Here is a 24,267-nt window from a genome sequence, read left to right as displayed (position 1 = left end):
GCTACGGTCCGGTCAAGAATCCGTACGCTCGCGATCGCATGTCGGGCGGCTCCTCAAGCGGCTCCGCCGCATCGGTGGCTGCTGGGATCGTTCCCGCGTCCTTGGGCGGTGATACCGTCGGGTCTATCCGGGTACCCGCATCGTTTTGTGGAGTCGTGGGTTTCAAGCCGACTACGGGACGTTGGCCACGCGATGGCGTTGCTCCGATCTCCCACACACTCGACACGACAGGCGTATTTGCCAGAAGCGTTGAGGATTGCATTCTGGTGGATCAGGTGGTGACGGGTGAACAGGCTTCAGAGTCCTCCGGCGGCTACAGTCTGAAGGGAACCCGCTTGGCCTTCGCGCCGCGACAGTTCCTGGATCTGGTTGACCCGGAAGTCGAGAACCGATTCCGCGCAGTGCTTCGGCGGTTGCGGGACGCCGGCGCTGAGATCGTTGAAGTAGACCTTGGCGACGACTTCAATTCCCTCGTCCAAACCGCAACATGGGGCATCTTCGCTCATGAGACGATGGGCGCAATTACGGAATTTCTTCGCCGCCATGAAATCCCAACCACGTTCGAGGCCATTTATGAAGGCCTAAAGCCCCAACTTCGGCAGGCGTGGGCGCACATCGTACTGCCGGGCGGCCTGGGCGCGACCTCGGCAGAGGCCTATCAGACGGCGCTCGACGTGAGCCGGCCGGAAATCCAGCGCCGTCTCAATACCGCGTTCGTCTCTCATGGGGCGTTAGCCATTCTGCAGCCGACCACACCCTGTGCCGCGCCTTTGATCGAGCAGCAGACGACCGTCCAAATCGCGGGGCAGGAAGTTAGCTATCTCGCTCTAGCGAACCACACCGTCTCGGCGAGCAGCGTGGGGCTGCCGGGCATCAGCTTGCCCGCTGGCTTGTCTCGCGCGGGGCTGCCGATTGGGCTTGAGCTGGACGGCTCCTTAGGAAGCGACCGGCGGCTTCTAAACCTTGCCAGCGGTATAGAAGGCATCTTGGGTGCCAATTCCAGCGCGATCTAACGTCATGGCCGCTTCGCGCGCCGGCGCACGAAGCAGGGCGTGACGAAACGCAGCGCCAGTCAGTTTCGAGCTAGCCGCCGTCATTCCGGGGCGCGACGGAGTCGCGAGCCCGGAATCCATTCGTCGACCGCCGCTATAGCAAAATGGATTGCGGGCTCGCTCGTTGCACTCGGGCCCCGGAATGACGACCCTCTTGACACAAATTCCCACGCCCCAACTGATTTGCCCGTCGCGTTAATCTGCCGCAGGCGGTTTCGCTTGTGACGTCGGGCAAATCAGAAGCATTTCTTCGCGCATCCCGTGCCCACCATGAGGGGCGTTTCGCGATCGTCACGGACGTTGGGTGCGGGATGCGATGGCCGCTTGTCATGCGCAAGACGAACGCATGCCCGCGGACGGCGAAGTCGTAGCGTTCTGATACCCCGACGCTGGTATCCGGTGCAACGCGCGAGCGTTGTCACCCACGGAGGCAACAAAGCCCGGTCTCCGGGGAGACTACGAAGGAAACCGTAAACCCATCGCGCAGGGAATGCCGGATCGTTTCGGCGGACCTGTGGTGACTAACTCGTGTGCTTTTTACTTTTGCGCACGAGGCTGCGGGCGAGCCAAACGCCCGGCATTCCCTGCGCCCTCTTCATGTGAGGGACATGAAGTTGGATCACTCGGACGGATTTCCGTCGCGAGAAGGCGACGCCTTGCGCGAAGGGGCGACACCGTAACTGTCACATGCGCGGCATGCAGTGAACCTGCGCCGTTTTCTCGCCGACCAATCCGGTATGCAGCGTTTTCTGCCGCGCGGTCGTTTGCCGATGATGATGCAAGTCAGTTGCAGCACAGACGTTAACGGTTGGCATGCATTCGTCATCGCTATCAACAAGTCCAACGAGTTAGCCGAGAACTTGTCACAATCGATCCGACTAAAGATTGTCATGCTCGCCTTGCGAGGCCCATCTTGTGCAAGCGCCAGCGCAAGGCCACATCCTGCGCCCTGCAATTTTGAGCTGTGAATCGATTTGCAGGAATGGAGATGTCAAATGGACGTCAATCATCATCTGAATCCTGATTTAGCTAATATCGCCATCTGGGCTGGCGCAGTCATTGCCTTTCTCATCCTGCTGCGGCTGGCGAATATCTTCCGTTACATCTCGAACAACCAGGTCGGTATCGTCGAGAAGCTGTGGTCGACCAAAGGATCGATCGAGGATGGCTTTATCGCCTTGAACGGTGAAGCCGGTTACGAGCCTGAAGTGCTGCGCGGCGGCCTGCACGTGTTCTTCCCGTTCATGTACCGGATCCACAAATCCGATCTGGTGACGGTCGGGCAGGGCAAGATTGCCTATGTGTTCGCGCGCGATGGGGCGCCGCTCGGCGCCAGCCAGGTGCTTGGTGCCAACGATACCGACGACAAATCGGACTTTCAGGACGCGCGCAAATTCCTGCGCGCGGGCGGCCAGAAGGGCCCGCAGCGCAAGATCCTGCGCGAAGGCACTTACGCCATCAACACCACGCAGTTTGCGATCATCACCGACGAGCGCGTCTATGGTCACGCCTTGAGTGCGCAGGAACGCGCCGTTCTCGACAGCATGCAGCTGACCATCAGCGAGCGCTGGGGATTTACGCCGGTGATTCTGGCCGCGAACCAGGATCTGGTCGGCGTCGTGACCGTCCATGACGGCCCGTCGCTGCCGCCCGGCGAGATCATCGCGCCGGAGGTCGGCATCGATCTGCGCGACGAAGCGACCTTCCACAACAACTTCCAGGAACCCGAGCGATTTCTCAAGGCCGGCGGCTATCGCGGGCGCCAGCTCCAGATCATCGTCGAGGGCACCTGGTACATCAACCGCCTGTTCGCCACCGTGGAGTCGGTGCCGAAGACCGTGATCCCGGTCGGTAATGTCGGCGTCGTGATCTTCTACACTGGCCCGCGGACCGACGACGTCTCCGGCGAACAGTATCGCCATGGCGAACTGGTGCTGAACGGCAGCCGCGGCGTCTGGAAAGATCCGCTATTGCCCGGCAAGTACGCGTTCAACACCTATGCCGGCAAGATCGAGATCATTCCGACCGTCAACTTCATCCTGAAATGGGTCCGCGGCGAAGTCGGCGCGATGAAACTCGACGAGAACCTGTCGGAGATTTCGCTGATCACGAAAGACGCCTTCGAACCGACACTGCCGCTCTCGGTGGTGATGCATATCGACTACAAGAAAGCGCCGATGATTATTCAGCGTTTCGGCGACGTGAAGAAGCTGGTCGAGCAGACGCTCGATCCGATGGTCTCAGCGTTCTTCAAGAATATCGCGCAGAAGATGACGCTGATCGAACTGTTGCAAAACCGCGCGGCGATCCAGGAGGAGTCGGCCGCCGAAATGAAGGCTAAGTTCGAATCCTACTCCCTCGACCTTCAGGAGGTTCTGATCGGCACGCCGCGGGCGCCGGCCGGCGACAAGACGATCGAGAACATCCTGATCCAGTTGCGGTCGCGCCAGATCGCGCGCGAACAGGTCGAGACCTATCAGGAGCAGGAACGGGCAGCCGTGCAGGAGCGAACGCTGAACGAGGCCAAGGCGACCGCCGCGGCGCAGTCGGCGCTGACGCAGTCGCTGATCCAGGTCAAGGTCAACGAGAACGAAGGCGCGGCGGCATTGGCGCGCGCCATGAAAGACGCCGAGACGCGCAAGGTCACGGCAGCCGCGGTCGGCGAGCAGTCGCGGCTCGAAGGCCAGGGCGAGGCCGATCGCGTCTTGGCGGTGGGTGCGGCGACCGCGCAAGCGACCAAGCTCGCGGTCGACGCCTATGGTGGGCCGGAATTCCGTCTCGCCGAGCAGAACTTCGCGAAGTTCGCCGAAGCGCTGACCAGGATCAACCAGCCGCTGGTGCCGCAATTCCTGATGTCCGGCGGACAAGGTCAGGAAAATAACGGCGCAGGCCTTATCCCGACGGCGATGCTGAGCTCGATGTTCGGCCAGATGATGCCGGACGCTCTGGCGCGGCTGAAGGATGAGGCGCCGAAGCAGGCGCACCGCAACAACGGCGGCGGTTAAGCGACGCGATGTCCGGCGATCGCGAACCGCGCGGTCGCCGGGCCGCTCGCCCGGCCAAACGGCCGGGACCATCCCGGCCGTCCGGCCGATAGTCTGAGGGGCCTGCATTCCACAGTTTAGTTCCTATCTTCATGGATAGGAGTAGCCCATGTCCCTTTCGTCAGACGTTCTCAGTCAATTGTCGGATGCGATAGCCGCGCGCGCGGACGCTGCAAAAAACGCGGTGGCGGCCGTTCGACTCGGCGAGCGAAAGTATCTCACCGGAATATTGTGGCAGGCAGGCGTTGTCGTCGTCTCCGAGCAGGCGCTGCCGCGCGGCGAGGAATTCGAAGTGGTCGCGCCAGGCGGCGCCACTGCGTTTGCCAAATTGGCAGGACGTGATGCCAGCACCAACATCGCGGTCCTCAAGGCCGCCGAATCGATCGTGGCACCGGCTTTCACCGCAGCGGAGCCGCGGGTCGGCACGCTTGCGCTGGCCGTCGGCTCCGATGGCGCGGGGGCTGCGAGTGCGCGGCTCGGGCTGGTCAACCTCGTCGGCGAGGAATGGCATTCACGGCGCGGCGGCCTGATCGACCGGCGGATCGTGCTCGATGTCGCTCTTGCGGATCGCGAGGAGGGCGGGCCGGTGTTCGATGTCGCCGGCAATTGCTTCGGGATGTCGACTTTCGGACCGCGCGGGCAGGTCATCGTCATTCCTCACGCGACGCTGGCGCGCGTGGTGCCGCAGCTCATCAAGGACGGACACGTCGCGCGTGGCTGGCTTGGTGTCGCGCTGCACGCGGTCGCGGTCCCGGACGCGCTTCGCGAGAGTGCGGATCTGTCGAGCGGCATGATGGTGATGTCGGTGGTGGAAGGCGGTCCCGCCGCGCAGGCGGGGATCGTCGCCGGCGACATCATCCTGAGCGTCGATGGCATCGCGGCCAATCGGTTCCGAAAGATCGCCCGCTACTTCAGCGGCGACAGTATTGGACGGAAGGCCGACATTCGCCTGATCAGGGGCGGCTCGATCATCACTGTGCAGACCACCATTGCGGAACGGCGGGCGGCGTGAGCGAAGTGGCAAATAATATCGACTTGGCTTCGCGGCTGCGGGTGGCTGTCCAGGCGAACGACCCGCATCGCCGCAACGTGCTGTGCAAGATCATCGTTGAAGCCGGCCACGTGGTCGTCGATCTGAGGGACGAGGCCGATATCGTGCTGGCCGACGGCAGCCGTCCTCCGGAAGGCGGCCGCGTCATCGGCCTTGGCATAGGCCCTGGCATCGCGGACGATCGACTGAGCGGAGCGTTGCCGCGCGACGCCGATGCCCGCCAGATCGATGCCGCCATTCGCGCGGTTGCTGCGGGTCTGATCGTCCGCGCGCCGCCGCCGCGCGACAACGGCTTTGCCGCCATGCGGGAGAACGACGGCCAGGCCCTGCTGACGCCGCGTGAACTTGAAGTGCTTGCGGCGCTGGCCGAAGGCCTGACCAACAAGGCGATCGCGCGGCGCCTCGACATTTCGCTGCATACGGTAAAATTTCATGTTGAATCGCTGTTTCGCAAACTCGGCGCGCGAACCAGGACCGAGGCCGTGGTGAAGGCCGCCGAGCGTCGCCGTAACGACATCATCATGTTGTGACGGCGAGTTGATGTCGGTCTTTTCTTGACGCGAACCTTGCCGGCGCGGCCGCTTGCACGAAGCGGCGCGGAATAAAGCCGATGCTTCGGAAGTCTTTTGAAGCGGGCGGGAGCGTCAAGGAGCTTCGATAATGTTTACCATTTCAAAATCGATAACTGCGCTGGTGGCAGCGGTCGGCGTCTTTGCAGCGTTTGCGATAGCGCCGGCAGCGGGCGCCGACGACAAGGATATCGCGAGCGCCTTGCGCGCCGGCGGCCTCGTCCTTGTCGTCCGTCACGGTGCGACCTTTGCGGATCAGGCCGACACCGATCCGCTCAACTTCGACAATATCGCCGCGCAGCGCAATCTGAACGACAAGGGCAAGGCGCTGGCGAAAGCATTCGGCGACGCGCTGCGCCAGGCCGGCGTTCCCGTCGGCAAGGTCTACACCAGCAAGTATAACCGCGCTTATGAAACGGCCGTCATCGCCGGCTTCAAGGATATCGAGAAGACGGCCGATCTGACCGAAGGCGGATTGATCGTCTCGCCGAACGAGAACAGCCGGCGCGCCGAAGCGTTCCGGAAGATGCTGACCGCGGCGCCGAAGGATCACACCAATACCATCCTCATCACCCATCAGCCGAACATCGCCGCGGCGCTCGGCAAGGACTGGTACGACGTCAAGGAAGGTGAGACCTCGATCTTCCGCCCCGCCGATGGCGCCTACAAACTGGTCGTCCGCATTCAGATGGACGAGTGGCCGCGCATCGCGACCGTGGCTTCAAAATAACGCGATGACGCCTAGGCCATTGGGCGGTGGCCTTCAATCAAACAACCGCCCCCGGGCGGTTGTTTTATTTGGTGAGGCTGTCATGCCGCTATCCAGATTGATCGAAACGGTCAGGCGCGATATTGAGAGCGCACAACGGCGCTGTCTCAAAAAAGCGCGGCGCCCAAGACCGCGAAGGCTTAAGGGCCTTCAGTATCAAAGGAGCGGCAAGGGCATGGCTTCCCCGAAAATTGCAATCATCGGCGCCGGGATGGGTGGCATGGCCGCGGCCGGCACGCTGCGTCAGGCCGGCCTCGAGGTCGAGGTGTTCGAGCAGGCGCATCAATTCGGCCGGATTGGTGCCGGCATCCAGATGCTGCCGAACTCGATGAAGGTGCTGCGCGGCATCGGTGTCGAGGACAGGCTGCGCCAGCGCGCCTTCGCGCCTTACTCCCATCTCAACCGCGTCGGCGACACCGGCGAGCTCAAGCGCGAATTGCCGATGCCTGAGGATCTCTATGGCGCGCCGTTCCTCTGCATGCACCGCGCCGATCTGCATGAGGCGCTGACCTCGATCGTTCCGTCCGACATCATTCATCTGAACAAGAAGCTGGTCCGCCTCGAGCAGAGTGGCGGGCCGGTCACGCTGTTCTTTGCCGACGGCACGAGGGCGGAAGCCGATGCCGTGATCGGTGCCGACGGCGTTCACTCGGTGGTGCGCGACATCATCATCGGCCCCGACAAGCCGATCCACCGCGGGCGCATCGCCTACCGCGCAGTATTCGACTCCAGCCGCTTGCCGCACGAAATCTCGCGCTCGCGGACCAAGTGGTGGGGCGAGGATCGCCACATCGTGATCTATTACACGACCAAGGATCGCAGCCAGCTTTACTTCGTAACCAGCGTGCCGGAGCCCGCCGACTGGATGACCAAGGAATCCTGGTCGGCCAAGGGCGACGTGCAGGAGCTGCGCAAGGCCTATGCCGGCTTTCATGCCGAGGTGCGGATGGTGCTCGATGCCTGTCCGGACTGCCACAAGTGGGCGATCCTCGAGCGCGATCCGTTGCCGACCTGGAGCCAGGGCAGGGTGGTCCTGATCGGCGACGCCTGTCACCCAATGACACCTTATATGGCGCAGGGTGCGGCGACCTCGATCGAGGATGCGGCCGTGCTCGCCCGTTGCCTGAAAGGCGTTGATATTGATGGCATCGAGGCGGCATTCAAGCGCTTCGAGGCGCACCGCAAGCCGCGCACGTCCAAGATCCAGGAAATTTCGAGCGCCAATACCTGGATGAGCGGCGGCAATGACGATCCGAGCTGGCTCTATGGTTACGACGCCTGGAACGTTTCGCTGGACGCGCCAGCGCCGACCCCGGGATCGTCGCCGAGGTCGGCGGCAGCATGAATCGTCCCGTGATGTCGTCTTCCGGACATGCAGTTGCCGCGGACGGTGCGTCAATTGCCTACACATTGCATGCGGCGGAAGGGCAATCGCGCCCACGCATCGCCCTGATCCATTCGCTGGCGCTTGATCGCAGCTTTTGGGACGGCGTGGTGCCGCTGCTCACGCCCCATGCCGACGTTTTGACCTACGATTGCCGCGGTCACGGACAATCCGCCAAGATCAAGATGAGCTATACGGCGGAGCTTTTTGCAGGCGATCTCGCAAGCCTGATGGATCACGTTCGCTGGCCACGCGCGATCATTGCAGGCTGTTCGATGGGCGGATGTATCGCGCAAGCCTTTGCCGGCGTCTATCCCGATCGCGTGCAAGGCCTGGTCGTGATGGACAGCACGGCCTGGTACGGTCCGACCGCGCCAAAGGACTGGCGCGATCGCGCCGCGACGGCGATCAGCAAAGGACTTGGCGCGCTATCGGCGTTCCAGGCGACCCGCTGGGTCAGCGATCCCTTTCGTGAGGCGCACGCCGACGTGGTCAAGAAGCACATCGAGGTATTTCTCGCCAACGACGTCGATTGCTATCGCGCGACCTGCGAAATGCTGGGCGATGCAGACCTGCGCCATTATCAGCAAAGCTTGCGTGTGCCGCTCAGCGTCATCGTCGGTGAAGAGGACTACGCCACCCCCGTTGCGATGTCGGAACAGATTCATCGGGCCGTGCCGGGCTCGACCTTGTCGGTGCTGCCGAAGGTGCGCCATCTGACGCCGGTCGAATGCCCGGCGGTGATTGCCGAAAAAATACTAGAACTGGTTGCGCGCGCTGACGATACCTGATCAGTCTCTGGACAACAGGGCCCGCCAAGCGGTCCAAGAGCAGAACAGCGGAGGAAGCTTTGTCAGTTGTCAGCGCCACGTCGCGGCCCGAGGCTTCCACCGCTGCGCCGGCTGCGTCAGGCTTCGATGCCGACCAAGCCTCCGCGCATTTGATCGCGCGAATCGAGCAGGTGCCGACATCGCGCTGGTTCGTCGTCGCGCGGATCGTCATGGGCAGCGCGACGTTCTTTGACGCGTTCAACGCGCTGTCGATTGCATTCGTGCTTCCGATACTCGTTCCGCTCTGGCACATCACGCCGCCGGAAATCGGCATCATGATCGGCGCGAGCTATGTCGGTCAGATCGTCGGCGCGCTGGCGTTCAGCTGGGGCGCCGAGCGCTACGGCCGCATTCCCTGCGCAGCGGCGGCCACCGCGATCTACGCCGTCATGAGCCTGGCATGTGCGGCGGCCTCGAGCTTCAACGTCCTGCTCGCGTTTCGCTTTATCCAGGGCATCGGCGTCGGCGGTGAAATGCCGGTGGCCGCGACCTATATCAGCGAGCTTTCCAAGGCGCACGGCCGCGGCCGCTTCTTCATGCTGTACGAGATGATCTTCCCGATCGGCTTGATGGTCACCGGGCAGGTCGGCGCCGTGCTGGTGCCGCTGATGGGATGGCAGATCATGTTCTTGATCGGCGGCGTTCCGGGCCTCGTCATCGCGCTGATGTTGCTGCGGCTGCCGGAATCGCCGCGCTGGCTGATCGGCAAAGGACGGCTTGCCGCGGCCGAGGCGGTCGTCCGCCGGCTGGAGGCCGCCGCCGACAAGTCGGATGCTGTTGCCGGGGCGTCGAAGTCCCAGACGCTCCCGGCGCAGGTCGAGGTGCCGCAGCGCTCGCGCGGCAAGTGGAGCGAATTGCTCTCACCCGCCTACCGGGCGCGTACCCTGATCGCCTGGGTGTTGTGGGCTTCCGCCTACCTCGTCGCCAACGGCCTCAACAACTGGATGCCGACGCTCTACACCACCGTCTATCACCTGGCTTTGCCCGATGCGTTGCGCGCGGCTTCGATGACCAATGTTGCGCAGGTCGCGCTGGTTCTGATCTGCGCGCTGGTCATCGACCGCACCGGACGCAAGTACTGGATGATGGGTGCGTTTGGCCTCGGCGCGGTAACGCTCGGGATCCTCGGTCTTGGCGGCGCGCAGGACGTCTCTTGGTTGATCGTGCTCGGCACGGTCAGTTACGGTTTGATCGGGTCGATTGCCGCCGTCGTCTATCTCTATACGCCGGAAATCTATCCGACCCGGATGCGCGCGGTCGGGACCGGGGTTGCGACGTCATGGCTGCGGATCGCATCGGCGATCGGACCGACGCTGATCGGTTTCATGCTGGGCAAAGGCGGCGGCATCGATTCTGTTTTTCTGATGTTCGCCGCGGTCGCCATCGTGGGACTGATTGCCGCAACCCGCATGATCGAAACGCGAAATATGCGCTTGGAAGAGATTTCGTCCTGATCCGTTCAACTGATCGTCACTCGACCTTCGACCATTGATCAATATCGTATGAGCTTCATGTTGGCCGCTGCGGCATTATATCGCCGCATCTTCATGAAATCTGATATAGTCGATGAGCAGCAACGATAGGCGATCTACTATGAATGCTTCAGAATCTGTCCCCGCGTCACCGATCGATCCCGTCAAGCTCGATCGCCTGGCCGAAGTCGCAATCAAGGTCGGGCTTCGGCTTGAGCGCGGGCAGGATCTCCTGATAACCGCGCCGACGGTCGCATTGCCGCTGGTCCGCAAGGTGGCCGAGCATGCCTATAAGGCCGGCGCCGGCCTCGTCACCCCGATCCTGTCGGACGAGGCGATCACCCTGCTGCGCTACAAGTACGGGCAGGACGAAGGCTTCGATCGTTCGGCGAATTGGCTCTACGAAGGAATGGCGAAAGCATTTGCTGCCAACACCGCGCGGCTTGCCATCGTGGCCGACAATCCCATGCTGTTGTCGGGGCAAGACCCGGTGAAGGTGTCACGTGCGAGCAAGGCCAACTCGATCGCCTACAAACCCGCACTGGAGCGGATCGTCAATTTCGATATCAACTGGAACATCATTGCCTATCCGTCTCCGTCGTGGGCAAAGCTCGTGTTCCCGCAGGATCAAGAAGATGTGGCCGTCGGCAAACTGGCGGATGCAATTTTTTCGGCCTCGCGGGTCGACAGGGACGATGCTGTCGCAAATTGGCAGGCCCACAACGAAGTGCTGCGCGGCCGAAGGGCGTGGCTTAATCAACAGAGATTTGGGGCGCTGCACTTTTCGGGCCCGGGTACCGATCTCACCGTGGGGCTTGCTGACGGGCACGAATGGCAGGGTGGCGGCTCGACCGCCAAGAATGGCATCACCTGCAATGCGAACATTCCGACCGAAGAGGTGTTCACGACCCCGCACGCAAGACGCGTCGACGGGCATGTCGTCAGCACCAAGCCGCTGTCCTATCAGGGTTCGCTGATCGAAGGCATTGCGGTGCGCTTCGAGGAGGGGCGCATCGTCGAAGCCAAGGCGACACGTGGCGAGGAAGTTCTCAACAAGGTGCTCGATACCGACGAGGGAGCACGCCGTCTCGGCGAAGTGGCGCTGGTGCCGCATTCGTCGCCGATCTCCAAGAGCGGGTTGTTGTTCTTCAACACGCTGTTTGACGAGAACGCAGCCTGCCATATAGCGCTCGGTCAATGCTATTCTAAATGCTTCCTCGACGGCACCAAGCTGACACCGGAGCAGATCGCGGCGCAGGGCGGCAATTCCAGCCTGATCCACATCGACTGGATGATCGGTTCCGATCAGATCGACATCGACGGTCTTTATGCCGACGGCCGGCGGGTCCCGGTATTCCGCAAAGGCGAGTGGGCCTGAACGAGGGGGATCGCTGTCCCGTTCCGATGCAGATCGGGCGGATTGTCACAGGCCACGCTAAGAAAAGCTTAAAAGATTGTTATTAGCTTGGCGCCCAACGACGCCGGGCCAAAGCCCGGCGCTTTCATGAAATTTCGAGGGGCGCAGATGGCACTGATCGAAACCAACAACGTCGTGGTCAGCCTCTCACCGAGGCCGATCGAGCCCTCGTGGATCATCGAGGGCAATCCGGTCGCGCAGGGCTGCCTGCTGTCGCAAAGCTCCGACGGTCTTGCTTCCACCATCGTGTGGGAATGCAGCGAAGGCAAATTCAACTGGTACTACGATTTCGATGAAACCATCATGATCCTCGAAGGGTCGATCGTGCTCGAAAGCGATACGATGGGCCCGACCCGCTATGGACCCGGCGACGTCATTTTCTTTCGCGACGGCGCGCATGCGAGGTGGCATGTCGAAGGACGCGTTCGCAAGCTCGCCTTCTGCCGTACCACGCAACCCTTCATTCTGGGCTTCGCTGCGAAGGTCTACAACAAGATCAAGCGCGTCGTGTTCCTGTCGGAGAAGCGGGTGGCGCCGGGTCTCGCTTCGACCTGAGCTGTCGGACATCACGCGAAAAACCGGTGCCGCATCAGTCAATCGACAGACGGTAGGTCTTCATCGCCGTTCTCGAAAACAGCGCGTCCTTCTCCGCCTCGCTGAAGGACGCCACAATGCGTTTGAACGCATTGAAGATCACCTGATAGCTGCACTGGCCTTTGTCCGGCGGAAAATTGCTCTCGAACATCGCGCGTTCGACCCCGAACGCTTCGATACATGTCTCTATATAGGGTCGCCAAGCCACCGCCAGTTCCTCCGATGACGGCGGCAGCGCGCGCTCGTGGAAATCATAGCCGAGCAGGCACATCGCAAGCCCGCCGAGCTTGACGACGACATTCGGGCATTTTGCGATTTCGCCGATCGATGCTTTCCACGTCGCAAAGACCTCCTCGCGCCGGCCGGCATACTGGCCGGTGCCGGCCGGTCCGCCGCAATGGTCGAGCACGATCTGCGTGCCGGGAAAAGCGCGGGCGAGTTCGGTGAGTTCGCCGATTTGCGGGTGAAACAGCCATGCATCGAAGCTCAGGCCGAGAGGAGCGAGCTGCGCAAAACCTTGCCGGAACGTTGGATCCAGCAAAAGTCCTTTTGGTCGGGTCGCATACATGTGCGCCACGTCAGGATCGGAATCCCAGGCGACCGAATGACGGATGCCGCGGAAGCGGCCTTGACCCGCGGCGATTTCGGCCTCGAGCACCGCACGTGCGCCTTCGCCCGCCAGCAGATTGACGTGACCGACGATGCCGGCGCAGACCGCGGCCGGGCCATAGCCGCCGCTGGCGCTCATCGCCGCGGCGCCGTTGGCAAATTCGACCTCGCCGACGGGACGAAATGCTTCCGGCCCCTTGGCGCGGTACATCGAGCGCGCCTCGACATAGACAGTGGCAACCACGTTGTGGCCGGTGGCGATGTCTGAGGTCATTTCGTCAAGCAGGTAGCGCTGGCCGCCGCGATCCCACAAGTGATGGTGCGGATCGACGATCACACGGGCAGGCTCGATCACCTCCTCTTCGCGCTGGGCCAGCCACGCGGGGCGCGGATCGGCGTAAAGACCGGTCTTGGCTGACGGCAGGCTGCTGGTGACCATGATTTCCTCCGCAGTATTTTTGTTCTCGAACGGTCTTGTCCGGTCAGACGCCGCGAAGAATGATCACGGTCGGCGCTTGAGGCAAGAACTCCCGCGAGATGGTCAGGCTGCGTTCGGTCCGCTCGTCGATCGCGAATTGCTGGCCGATCCGGCGCATGAATTCGTCGAGCGGGGTGGCAAAACGGTGCATCGGCAGCACCACGGAGGCGCGCAAGCGCCGGGTAATCTCGGAAACGCCGTCAAGCGACATAGTGTAGGTGCCGTCGATCGGCACCATCACGATATCGAGCCGGCCGATCGCCGCGAAATGGCTGTCGTCGAGCTTGTGGTGCAAGTGGCCGAGATGGCCGATACAGAGGCCTGCGACTTCGAAGATGAAGATGGAGTTGCCATCCCGGATCATCTCGCCGCTGGAATCATCCATGAAGTAACGACGGATGTCGGTGGTCACGTTGCGAACGAGCACGTCGCCGACACGCTCGTTGATCCGTGCCGGAGTGCCGTCATCGTTCCAGCCATGGAAAACGTGAGCAATTCGCGGATCGGGAAATAGCGAGTAGTGCGTCGAGTGCGCCCGGTTCATGGTGACGACGTCGGGCAGGCGGCCGGTGGTATAGGCGCCGCTGAAATCGGTTGCGATCCGCACGCCGCCGGGCGTGTCGATATAGTAGGTCGAATGGCCGGCATAGGTGATCGTGACTTCTTCGGTCTTCGCCGCCGAGAGATGCAAGGACACCGGCCTCGCGCGGAGCGGCGATTGCGCCATGGCAAGGCACTCGCTGCCGCGTGGCGCGTCCTGGGCCGACGCCGGCGAAATCGAAAGGCCCAAGAGGCCGAGAACAAAGGCAGCTGCGCGCAGCACGGTGCGATCCAGGAATTTTCTCCGGCGTCACTGTAGCGCCGAAATCATCGCCCGTCATGGCCGGGATAGCGCATGTCTGGGCTGAGACGGTTACGTCTTGTGACGATTCCAGCCTCTCGGCTTTCCGGTTACAGTGCCGCTGTCACGAGCGGATGCAGGAGTTCCGATGCCTGAGTCCATCGATCGCGGACGCCGCCGGCTGTTGACGTTTGGCGCAGCCATGACCGGAGGTCTTGCCATGGAGTTCTCCCAAGCGCTCACGGCTCGGTCGCGAGGTCTTGAGCCGCTTCATTCGGTCGACGCGGGTGTTCTCAACATTGCCTGTTATGAAGCGGGGCCAGCGGATGGGCCCGCTGTCGTGCTGTTGCACGGCTTTCCCTATGACATCCACTCTTATGTCGATGTCGCCCCGCAACTGGCCGCCAAAGGCTGCCGCGTCGTCGTGCCCTATCTGCGCGGCTACGGCCCGACGCACTTTCTCGATTCCAAAACGCCGCGGTCGGGCGAACAGGCTGCCGTCGGCGCGGATCTTCTTGCACTGATCGACGCGCTGAACATTGAGCGCGCGGTCTTCGCCGGATATGACTGGGGCGGGCGCGCGGCCTGCGTCGCCGCGGCGCTGTGGCCTGAACGGTGCACGGGGCTTGTGACCGTCAACGGCTATCTGATTCAGGATATCGCGCACGCGATGGCGCCCGCCAAGCCGCCGCGGGAAGTCGCTTATTGGTATCAGTATTACTTCCAGATCGAGCGTGGCCGCGCCGGTCTTGCCGCCAACCGGCGCGAAATCGCAAATATTCTGTGGCAGCAGTGGTCGCCGAACTGGCATTTTGATGAGGCGACGTTCGAGCGTACCGCGTCAGCCTTCGACAATCCCGACTTTGTCGATGTCGTGATCCACAGCTATCGTCATCGCTACGGGCTTGCCGAAGGTGACCCGCGCTATGCCGAGTTGGAACGGCGTCTTGCGGAGCAGCCCGTGATCGCTGCTCCCACCATTACGCTCGACGGTAACGCCGACGGCGTCAATCCGGCGACCGATGGCACGGGATATGCCGCCAAATTCAGCCGCCGCCTCGCTCATCGCGTGGTGCCGCGTGCCGGGCATAACCTGCCGCAAGAAGCGCCGGAGGCTTTTGTGAATGCGGTGATCGACGTGCTGAAGGCGTAAGGGTCAGCCGCGCCGCGGGCTGACTTTCCACGTCGCCGCGAGCAGGGCGGCTGTCATCAACCCCGTGACCAGTGCGGCTTCGGGATGCGAAAGCGCCAATGCCGAGGTCGCGGCCCATCCGATCGAGGAAAAGGCTTCAGCGAAGGTTGCAAGCCGCGACGAGGTCTGCCGGCGGCGGAATTGGCTACGGCGGGCCTGAACGCGGAACCAGAGCTGGATCGCGGTGGCGGAAGCGGCCGCAATCAGGACGCCGGCGGCGGTGATCGCCGCCTGCTGTGGCGAGGCAAACATCAAGGCGAGAATGAGCGGGGCGAACAGGGCGCCGATCACGAGCAGCACCACTTCGATTTTCGCCCGGATCAGCCACGACGGCGGCAGCGGTGCCGCGGTCACAAGGTCGGGCGCGTCTTCTCCTGAGATCGTCAGCCAACCGAGGCCGCCGGCGAGTTGTCCTGCCGCCATGACGATCACAGGCGTGATCAGCATGATTGCGACCGAACTGTCGCTGAAACTTCGCCATAGCAGAACGGCCGGCGGCACGAGATAGAGCAGCTGCATCAGGCTTTGCGACACTAGCCAGGGGTCGCGGCCGAGCAGCATCAGCTCCTTGCGCCGCAATGCCTGTTGCCGCGATCCCGATCGGAACGTCCGCCTGCGGGAGCCGCGCTGGGTGGCGGCCGTGCTGGTCGATGCGCGAACAACGGTATCGGAAAATCGCGTCGAAAAGCCGGCCATCACAGCACCGAGCAACAACAGCGAAACTGCGAGCAGCCGCAGCAGCGCGTCGCCATCGCCAAACGCGGCGCGCGCCGGCCACCACACCACGCTGCCCGGGCCGGGTGCAAATCCGGCGGCGGCGTCCGAAGTGAGAACCGCAAAGCGCGAGAGCGTGCCGTAGGACATGATCGCCGCGATCTGCAGCGCAATGACGAAGCCGGCACCGATCACGGCTGCGACGATCTGAGCGACGAGGCGCGTGCGCCGCGGACCGATGGTCCGGAACAACAGGATGGTGACCGCGATCGCAACCGCTGCGGCGGTGAGACCGATGGCGATCACCACGCCGTAAACGGCAAACCAGCGCGGTCCGCCGCCAAACACGAGGACGTCGACAAACGGCGTTGCAAGCAACGTCGCCATGGCGGTGACGGTAAGGGCGATGGCCGCGAGCCGGACGGAAAACACGCCTGTGAGCGCAACCGGCGACGACATGATGAGATCAAGATCGGCGCGCGCGTAGAATGCCCGCGTCACGGATTCGATCGCCTGCGACAGCATCAAGGCCCAGCCCAGGAAGATCGTTGCCGTGATCACGATCAGCGCCGGTTTGTCGAGCGGCGCTTGCAGTGTGGCGTAGCGGCCGATCACGGCATAGGCGGGGACATGCAACAGCGCGCCAAAGACCAGAAGTCCGATGATCACGGCGCGGCGGCGTCCGCGCCGGCCACCGGTCATCATCGCCAGCCATTCGCGCCAGGCCAGGCGGATCTCGTGGCTCGCGAACCAGCTTAACGCAACGGATGTCATGCGGCAGCCGCCTGCGTCTCGACGAGCGCGATAAACACGTCTTCGAGGCTGGTGTCGCCGCGGCCGTTCAACTGGCGAAGCTCAGTGAGCGTGCCTTCGGCAACGAGTCGTCCCGCCGAGATCACGCCGATGCGGTCGGCCATGCGTTCGGCCACTTCCAGGATATGCGTCGTCATGATAACCGTGCATCCGCCGCGCACGCGCTCGCCGAGCAATCCCTTGACGTGACGGGCGGAGAGGGCATCGAGACCGGTCAGAGGCTCGTCGAGAATGATCAGGCGCGGGTCGTGGATCAGGGCGCCGGCCAGCGCCACCTTCTGGCGCATGCCCTTGGAAAATCCTTCGCAGCGCTCGTGCATATTCGGTTCAAGGCCGAGGGAGAGGAGCAGTTCGCGCGCCGAGCATTCGGCGGCCGCAGGATCGACTCCCCAAAGCCCGGCGACGAATTCGAGATATTCAAGCGGCGTCAGCTTGTCATAGATCATCGGCTCATCCGAAACCCACGCCGTCACCTGCTTGGCGGCAACCGGATCCCTCAGCGCATCAATGCCGGCAATTGCGATCGAACCCGAATCGGGCTGCAGCAGGCCGGCCACCATGCGCAGCGTCGTGGTCTTGCCGGCGCCATTGGGGCCGAGCAGAGCATAGAATTCGCCCGATCGAACCGTGAGATCGAGCGCATCGACGGCCGGGCGGTCAAAACGCTTTGTTAACCCTCGCACTTCGAGGGCGGACGGAGTGGAAGCCATGATGCCGCGCGATCCTGGTGACTGTTCGCCGGAACCATGGACCGAAACCATTGCGGTGCGGTGAATCGGCGGATCAAAATTGCAGGAGACGCGCGAGGCGGGCTTATCCTGCATAAGCCTGGTTTTGTGGCGTCGCGTTTTGCGCTTTGGTCGGCATCGAAGACGCTGGTGTGAAATGCCGCGGGTATTCCACGCCCGCTCTCATGGCCCGCTCAAGGCGACGCCGCTTTCCACCGGCTCCATGGTGGTCGTGTTGCAGCGCCAGCCGGTGCCATTCTTCTGAAAAGCGAACGACTTCTCGATCCGCAAACGATACCCAACCCGCAACTGCTCGCGGCTGCCCGGCGTCGATTTCGGTCTTGCGGATTTCAAATCCCAACAGGTGCCGGTGCAGCTCGATGCAATCGGGCTACACGCGGTGAAGGGCGACACGACGACCATCTCAATGGAGCTGACGACGTCCGCGGTGCTCTCGCTCTGCCTTGCGTCGGTTTGCAGAATGCGATTGACGGCAAGAAAATTCGTGCACGCGCCTGTCGCGTGAATTTGCGCGATGCACAGATCAACCGCATCGGCGTTCGGCTCGGCCGATATCTGCTGTCTTCCGAACAGCTTCTTCGGATCGCCCTTGGCGGCGACCACCTCCGCCGCCTTGCCGGCAAAATAGTCCGACAGACACCCTTCCGAGGGCGAGAGCTCGCGAAGTGGGACGTTGTCCTTGTTTGCGAGACCGCATTTGCGATCGCGTTCGCGGGTCCATCGCTCAAATTCGTCAAACGCGTCCCGCGCCTCGTTATCCTTCAGTTTGGCGATCGTCGCCATCACCTTTTCGTTGAGTTCGGTCTTGGCCAGCGCCAGCGCCGGATCGCTGCAAATCAACAGGCCCGCCGTCGTGTTGACGGCGAGGCAGTCGAAGTTCGGGTCAGCCAATATCTCGATCCGCTCCGCCGTCTCCTTCAAGAGGCAGTCCCTGACGGGTTTGATGTCGTTGCGCTTGATCGGCTGCGATCCGAGGATCCCGCAGCTCGAATTGCGGTCCCTGATCCATTCGGCATTCTCTTCGATCGCGAGGCGCCGGTTCGGAACGCGGTTCAGGCGTTCGGCGATGGCGCTGTTGAGCTTGATGCCGACGGCATTCAGCTCGGGGTCGGCGCAGAAGAGCTGGTCGGCCGGAGCCTTGACCGCCTCGCAGTGGTTTTTGACGAACAACGGCAGGACGTCGGTCATCGGCCGGTTGGCATCGGCCGCATTGTCGGCACGACCTGGCTGCGCGAGCCCGATCCCGGTCATCACAATTGCCAGCACGAATGCCCGCATCCCCGCCCCCGAAGGAAAAGCCAGACGATTGTCCCGTGCATCGTAGCTTCTCGGTCGGCGCGGCGAAACGAAAATTGTAAGGCGGACGGCCGCAGCGCCTGCGTCAATTGATGCCGGTCGCTGCCAGTGATACCCTCAAGCTATCATATTGGACCGTGGGCCGGCCCGCCTGCATTTTGATCGGACGAGATTTTGAAACCATGACCTTTCAGACCGGCGCCTCCGCGCGCAGAATTGCCCTCGCCAGTGCTCTGCAGATCGCCTTGCTCGTCGTCCTTGCATCGAATGCAGCTGCGGAAAAGCTCGTCGATCCGAGCGCGGTCGCGCCCGAGCACCGCGAGGCTGCGGAAAAGCGGCGAGCCGAACAGCTGAAACTGTATCAATGCACCAAGAAGGCCGACGAGGCCAAGGTCCTGCGCAGGGATCGCTCGGCCTATATCAACGGGTGTCTCGATAAATGAAGCCGGGGTTGTAAGCCCAGCGCGCTTTAGCCCGCGAGCGGTCCGACCACGGTTGCCCGCGGATCAGTTCGACCTGGAAGCGACGTCGACCGGGACGGCAAACTTGACCGCCGTAGCCGGTGCGGACGTGCCGCCCGCCAGTGTTGCGACTGAGGGTGGCTCCTGGTAGCGCATGACGCCATCGTCGCCGATAACGAACAGCGGCCGGTGACCTTTCACGTCGATATCTTCGATCATCGCCATGCGCCGGTTATCCAGCATCAGCCAATGGCCGTCGAGACGAGCGAGCGCAGCGGCGTGGTCCTCGCCACGGACCTGGTCGCGCAACACGACGATGCGCAAGTCCTCAGGAGAGAGGCCGGCCATTCGCAACGCGGCAAACTTCGCGATCGCATAATCTTCGCAATCGCCCGCGCCGGAGGCAAACGTTGCGAGCGGCGGGCTCCAGACGTCGATCTGGCCATGTTGCGCCATATCGCTCGTCGCCTTGATCGCCAGATTGATGGCGCGATTGATCTCGCCCAAACGGGCGCGACCCTCGCGGCCCCTGGCGACGTCCACGATGGCGAGGAATTGCAGCGCGGGCGCCGATACGCAGCGTTCGCGGTCGCCGTCACAAAGCGCAAGCTGCACCATGTCGTCTTCGAGCTTGCGTGCGAGGCCGTTCCATTTCTCGGCGAGACCGCCGGCCGATTGGCGCGTCGCGAACAGCCCGAACGGCTCGGCCGACTTGCGGATCACGTCCAGCGTGCCGGGCGAGATCAGCGTGCCCGCATTGAGAACGGCCGGCCAAAGGCAGGTCAGCCCAATGGCCAGCGCAATCGCGCGCAAAGGCCGACTAATGTTGAAAGCACCCATCCGACACCCCTTCGTCCGGACATCGGCGGGGCGATGCGCCACGCGTGACCGGATCGTTTTGCCGGGATGATCCGCCTGGGTGCTTTTAGTCTGCTTAAGACGCCCTGCCGGGCGCCGAAATCTGCCAAACAAGCTGAAGCACGCCTTACCGGCCTGTCGAAAATTCGAGGGAAAGCGCGGTTCGGGGCCCCGTTGAACCAATTTCTGCAGGGTATGACTAATTTGATGAAAGTTTGCGGATTCTGTAATCCAGTTCACATTCTTCAGGTCGGAACTGGAGCAGTATACCTCCAAAGGGGCTTCCAAGAAGCTGTTTCAAGTAAAACTCAACAGATTCTATACTGAAAAATACATGGATCTTCTTGCCATCAGGGCCAGAATACGTAATCAGGGCGTCAGCAGACGAAGGAATTACGTTGCTTAGGGCCGAATTCGTAGAACAGGTGCGCCAAATTCAGCGAAGACGGTCCGATCGGAACGGCCCGTTTGCAAGCAGGAGATGGTTTCGCAATGGGGCGGCTGGTGATAAGGAAGTTTAGACCTTTGAATTTATATATTTATTAACCATTGCGGTGGCGGGGTGAATTACTTCGGCAAATTTGATGCCAAGGTTTTTGATGCGCTGGGGGGTCACCACCCGGGCGCTCAACTCCATTCCGAAGCCCTTCACGCCACCCACGTTCCAGCGGACGCTATCGTCGTTCCCGACGCGCAGTTGCTGTTCGGCGCGGAATTCAAGCGCACCGGCGTCGACCTCGTCCTTTCCGGCGACGGCCGCGAATACGTCGTTCACGATTATTTCAAGGGCGAGAAGCATGCGCCGCTGGCTTCGCCCGATGGCGCGCATCTCACCGGCGATATCGTCAATGCGCTTTCCGGCCAGGTTCAGCTTGCGCAGGCTGCCGGCAATGCGGGCGGTGGCCAGGTCATCGGCCATGTGACCAAGTTGGTCGGCAACGCAACTGCGATCCGCAACGGCGTTTCGATCATTCTCAATAATGGCGACAACGTCGAAAAAGGCGACGTGGTCCAGTCCGGATCGGATTCGACGCTCGGCATCACCTTCATCGACGGCACCGTGTTCGGTCTGTCGTCGAATGCGCGGATGGTGCTGAACGAGATGGTTTACGACCCCAACGGGTCGAACAATTCATCGCTGCTCAGTCTGGTGGCCGGCACCATCACCTTCGTCGCCGGCGAGACCGCCAAGCATGGCGATATGAAGGTCGATACGCCGGTCGCGACCATGGGCATCCGCGGCACCGCCGTGCTGTTCGCGGTGCACTTCAAATTGCCGAACGGCTCGTTCGCCGCGGACGACATGAATCCGCCGCCCGATGCCGTGCCCGAGGGCCAGTTTCAGGTTCTGGTCGAGCCGGACGGCACGACGGGTTCCTACATCCTGTTCGACAAGCTGACGCTCACGCCGCTGACGGTGGTCGACAAGGCCAACGTGCAGTGGAACGTTTCGAATGGCTTGCTGAACCAGACGACGACGCCGCTGTCGCCGGAGATTCTCAAGCTTATCACCGACGTTTTCTCGCTGAAGTTCTCCGATAGCTCGACCACCAAATCGCTCGATCATTTTACTGATTCGATCATTCCGACTCCGTTCGGTCAGACCAAGTTCGGCTTCGTAAACTACACTCCGCCGACGTTTACGTTTGCGAGTTTGGTGGGGCCGACCACCGGGCCCACGACGTTCAACGGAGCGAACGTTAGCCACATTGCCCAGGCGCCGAATTTCACCGGCATCGATAACGGCAAGATCACCGAGCTGCTGGACACCACCGGCAGCTCGACGCTCGACAAGGTGACGGGCGCGTTCCACTACTTCGATGTCAACGCGACCAGCGATCATCCGACGGTGTCGGCGAAGTTTGCGTCATTCACCTATCAGGACGCGCACGGGAACGACGTCACTTCCAAGCTGAACGCACTGGAACTTGCCGACATCAAGGCTGTCGAAAACGGCCTCAGCGTCACCCAGGGCACCTTCAACAGCGTTGGCGACGGGACAGCCAGCTGGACCTACAAGATTCCCGACGGCGCCTTCGACTTCCTCGCCAAGGGCGAGACTCTGACGCTGACCTTCAACGCGACTGTCGACAACAATTATGTGCCGGCCGATCAGACCGGGTCTGGAACGTTCACGATCACGATCACGGGCACGAACGACGCGCCGGTCATCACCAGCCCGCAGCAGAACGTCAACTTCGTTTCCGCCGGCACCGACACCAAGGGCGGCGAACTGATTCCGAACACGGCGACCTCCGGAACGCTGGCTTTCTCGGATCCGGACCTGACCGACACCCACACGGTGGGAGTCGAGATGATGAGCGCGCTGCTCGACGGCAAGCCCCTTTCGGACACCGTCGGGCAAAACGTCATCAACGAACTTGCCGCGGCGATGACGGTGAAGATCGCACCCGGCCACGACAGCACCGGCGTCGGCTTCGGCTCGGTCGATTGGACGCTTGCCGATCTCGAGGTCTACTTGGCCGATCTCGTCCCCGCGGGCGAGACGTTGGTCCTCACTTACGAAGTCACGGTGACGGACTCGCAGGGCGCGACCTCAACCAAGGATATCGTGGTCACGATCGGCGGCAACCTTCCGCCGGCGACGGTGTGGATCGATACCAACCCGATTCCGCCAGGCGGTGTGGCGCTGTGGGAGACCGCGTCAAACTGGGAAAGCGACAAGGTACCGACCGCGAACGATGACGTGTTCATCGGTACCGATCAGGTGCTGCCCGGGACCCCGACCTTCCCGGCCACGGTCGATATCGCGTCTGCGGCCAAATCGCTGACGATGGACTATTTCACCGACTTCGGAAGCGCGATTCCGGAACTGGATGTCGTATCGACGGGCACGCTGACGATCACCAAGGATCTCAAGCTGGGGACGAGCACGGACCCGCTCGCCCCGTCGAGCGGTGAAGTCATCGTCAAGAATTGGGGTACGATCAGCGTCGGCGGCGAGATCGACCTGCTCAAGCACAGCGTGCTGGACAATTACAACACGCTCATTCTGAACGGTGGCGGCAAGTTTGCCGACCAGAGCAGTGTCACGAACTCAGGAACGATCGAACTCAAGACCGGCACGCTCGATGTTGCGGTCGATATCGCCAATTCCAACGCCGGCACTGGCGGCATCATTCAGGTCGATAAGACCGCCACGCTGAAGCTTTCGAACGGCGCGACCATTACCAAAGGCAGCCTGAATATTGCCGGCGGCGCCACGGTGGATGTCGAGGCGGCTACGCCCGGGACAGTGGCTGCGACACTCAATGACGTCACGGTCAATGGCACCGATGCTGCGTCTCCGGACGCCGCGAGCCTCATCGAAATCGGCGCGGCGGCTGCCGCGATCCTGGTGCTCGAAAACGGTACCAAGGTAGAAAACGGCGCGCTCAAGGTTTTCGGCGGCAGCACCCTCGAGATCGAAAGTGCCGCCGGCGCGACGCTGGACGGCGTCTCGGTGATCGGGAATTCCAGCGTGCCCGAGAGCATGATCGAAGTCGGCGCTGGCTCGACCCTTGTGCTGGAAGACGGCACCATTATCAGCGACGGCAAGATGACGATCGCGGATACTGGCAAGCTCGAAGTTGCGGCCGGAACGACGGGTGCGGGCGCAACGATCGATAATGTCACTGTGTCCGGTGGCACGATTTTAGTCGATGCCGGTGTGACGCTTACACTGGATCCTGTCACGCTGGACAGCGTCACGCTCAAGGGTAACTTCATCAATGCCGACACGCTGACGCTGAACAAGGTGAAGCTCGACGGGGTGACGCTGGACGGCGGCACCGATGCGGCGACCGGCGTCACGGTGAGCGCCGACAGCACCATCGAGAACGCCACGGTGACCGGCGACCTCACCAACAATGATGGCGTGACGCTGACGCTGAACACGGTGAAGCTCGAGGGGGTGACGCTCGACGGCGGCACCGATGCGGCCACTGGCGTCACGGTGAGTGCCGACAGCACGATCAAGGACGCCACGGTGACCGGCGACCTCACCAACAATGATGGCGTGACGCTGACGCTGAACACGGTGAAGCTCGACGGCGTGACGATCAGTGGCGGCAC

The 24,267-nt window shown here is 62.3% G+C and carries 19 protein-coding genes; 13 read left to right on the top strand and 6 right to left on the bottom strand.

What is annotated here, in order from left to right; all coding sequences use genetic code 11:
• The 10 genes from VFL62_RS26445 to VFL62_RS26400 form a co-directional block, all read left to right on the top strand.
• A partial coding sequence (locus VFL62_RS26445; protein WP_325175346.1) for an amidase family protein occupies positions 1–1,013 on the top strand: 1,013 nt, incomplete at its 5' end.
• A gap of 1,034 nt (positions 1,014–2,047) precedes the next feature.
• A complete protein-coding gene (locus VFL62_RS26440; protein ID WP_325175345.1) occupies positions 2,048–4,057 on the top strand; it encodes an SPFH domain-containing protein in 2,010 nt (669 codons plus the stop codon).
• Between the two features lie 148 nt (positions 4,058–4,205).
• Positions 4,206–5,108, top strand: coding sequence for a S1C family serine protease (locus tag VFL62_RS26435; protein WP_325175344.1), 903 nt, complete (start codon positions 4,206–4,208; stop codon positions 5,106–5,108).
• Positions 5,105–5,677, top strand: a complete 573-nt coding sequence (locus VFL62_RS26430) for a response regulator transcription factor (protein ID WP_325175343.1) — start codon at positions 5,105–5,107, stop codon at positions 5,675–5,677. Before VFL62_RS26435 ends, VFL62_RS26430 begins: the two co-directional genes overlap by 4 nt.
• Before the next feature lie 130 nt (positions 5,678–5,807).
• Positions 5,808–6,446 (top strand): histidine phosphatase family protein, encoded by a 639-nt coding sequence (locus tag VFL62_RS26425; RefSeq protein ID WP_325175342.1) that lies wholly within the window; start codon positions 5,808–5,810, stop codon positions 6,444–6,446.
• 214 nt (positions 6,447–6,660) lie between these two features.
• Positions 6,661–7,830: an FAD-dependent monooxygenase gene (locus VFL62_RS26420; RefSeq protein WP_325175341.1), complete on the top strand. Its 1,170-nt coding sequence runs from the start codon at positions 6,661–6,663 to the stop codon at positions 7,828–7,830.
• On the top strand, positions 7,827–8,660 hold the full coding sequence (locus VFL62_RS26415; protein ID WP_325175340.1) for an alpha/beta hydrolase: 834 nt from the start codon (positions 7,827–7,829) through the stop codon (positions 8,658–8,660). Before VFL62_RS26420 ends, VFL62_RS26415 begins: the two co-directional genes overlap by 4 nt.
• Positions 8,661–8,719: 59 nt before the next feature.
• Positions 8,720–10,153, top strand: a complete 1,434-nt coding sequence (locus tag VFL62_RS26410) for an MFS transporter (protein ID WP_325175339.1) — start codon at positions 8,720–8,722, stop codon at positions 10,151–10,153.
• Positions 10,154–10,292: 139 nt separating this feature from the next.
• Positions 10,293–11,549, top strand: coding sequence for an aminopeptidase (locus VFL62_RS26405; RefSeq protein WP_325175338.1), 1,257 nt, complete (start codon positions 10,293–10,295; stop codon positions 11,547–11,549).
• Positions 11,550–11,696: 147 nt separating this feature from the next.
• Positions 11,697–12,143, top strand: a complete 447-nt coding sequence (locus VFL62_RS26400; protein ID WP_325175337.1) for a cupin domain-containing protein — start codon at positions 11,697–11,699, stop codon at positions 12,141–12,143.
• 34 nt (positions 12,144–12,177) lie between these two features.
• Here the strand turns inward: VFL62_RS26400 and VFL62_RS26395 are convergent, their stop codons facing one another.
• A complete protein-coding gene (locus VFL62_RS26395; RefSeq protein ID WP_325175336.1) occupies positions 12,178–13,230 on the bottom strand; it encodes an amidohydrolase family protein in 1,053 nt (350 codons plus the stop codon).
• 43 nt (positions 13,231–13,273) lie between these two features.
• Positions 13,274–14,092, bottom strand: a complete 819-nt coding sequence (locus VFL62_RS26390; RefSeq protein WP_325175335.1) for an MBL fold metallo-hydrolase — start codon at positions 14,090–14,092, stop codon at positions 13,274–13,276.
• A gap of 166 nt (positions 14,093–14,258) precedes the next feature.
• Between VFL62_RS26390 and VFL62_RS26385 the strand changes: the two genes are divergently transcribed.
• Complete coding sequence (locus VFL62_RS26385) at positions 14,259–15,263, top strand: alpha/beta hydrolase (RefSeq protein ID WP_325175334.1); 1,005 nt, start codon at positions 14,259–14,261, stop codon at positions 15,261–15,263.
• 3 nt (positions 15,264–15,266) lie between these two features.
• On the opposite strand, the gene VFL62_RS26380 is transcribed toward VFL62_RS26385, so the two are convergent.
• From VFL62_RS26380 to VFL62_RS26370, 3 genes are all read right to left on the bottom strand, one after another.
• Positions 15,267–16,790, bottom strand: a complete 1,524-nt coding sequence (locus tag VFL62_RS26380) for a permease (protein ID WP_325175333.1) — start codon at positions 16,788–16,790, stop codon at positions 15,267–15,269.
• Positions 16,787–17,539 carry an ABC transporter ATP-binding protein gene (locus VFL62_RS26375; protein ID WP_325175332.1) on the bottom strand — a complete coding sequence of 251 codons (753 nt, stop codon included), beginning with the start codon at positions 17,537–17,539 and terminating at the stop codon, positions 16,787–16,789. Before VFL62_RS26375 ends, VFL62_RS26380 begins: the two co-directional genes overlap by 4 nt.
• 201 nt (positions 17,540–17,740) lie before the next feature.
• Positions 17,741–18,856, bottom strand: coding sequence for a lysozyme inhibitor LprI family protein (locus VFL62_RS26370; RefSeq protein ID WP_325175331.1), 1,116 nt, complete (start codon positions 18,854–18,856; stop codon positions 17,741–17,743).
• Between the two features lie 110 nt (positions 18,857–18,966).
• Between VFL62_RS26370 and VFL62_RS26365 the strand changes: the two genes are divergently transcribed.
• Positions 18,967–19,317, top strand: coding sequence for a hypothetical protein (locus VFL62_RS26365; protein ID WP_325175330.1), 351 nt, complete (start codon positions 18,967–18,969; stop codon positions 19,315–19,317).
• Positions 19,318–19,380: 63 nt separating this feature from the next.
• On the opposite strand, the gene VFL62_RS26360 is transcribed toward VFL62_RS26365, so the two are convergent.
• Positions 19,381–20,175 carry a transglutaminase-like cysteine peptidase gene (locus VFL62_RS26360; protein ID WP_325175347.1) on the bottom strand — a complete coding sequence of 265 codons (795 nt, stop codon included), beginning with the start codon at positions 20,173–20,175 and terminating at the stop codon, positions 19,381–19,383.
• A 580-nt stretch (positions 20,176–20,755) separates the two neighbouring features.
• On the opposite strand from VFL62_RS26360, the gene VFL62_RS26355 reads away from it, so the two are divergent.
• On the top strand, positions 20,756–24,267 hold a 3,512-nt coding region (locus VFL62_RS26355; RefSeq protein WP_325175329.1), incomplete at its 3' end, for a FecR domain-containing protein.

Source organism: Bradyrhizobium sp., assembly GCF_035701725.1.
Taxonomy (GTDB): Bacteria; Pseudomonadota; Alphaproteobacteria; order Rhizobiales; family Xanthobacteraceae; genus Bradyrhizobium.
This window is presented reverse-complemented; position numbering and strand designations above follow the sequence as displayed.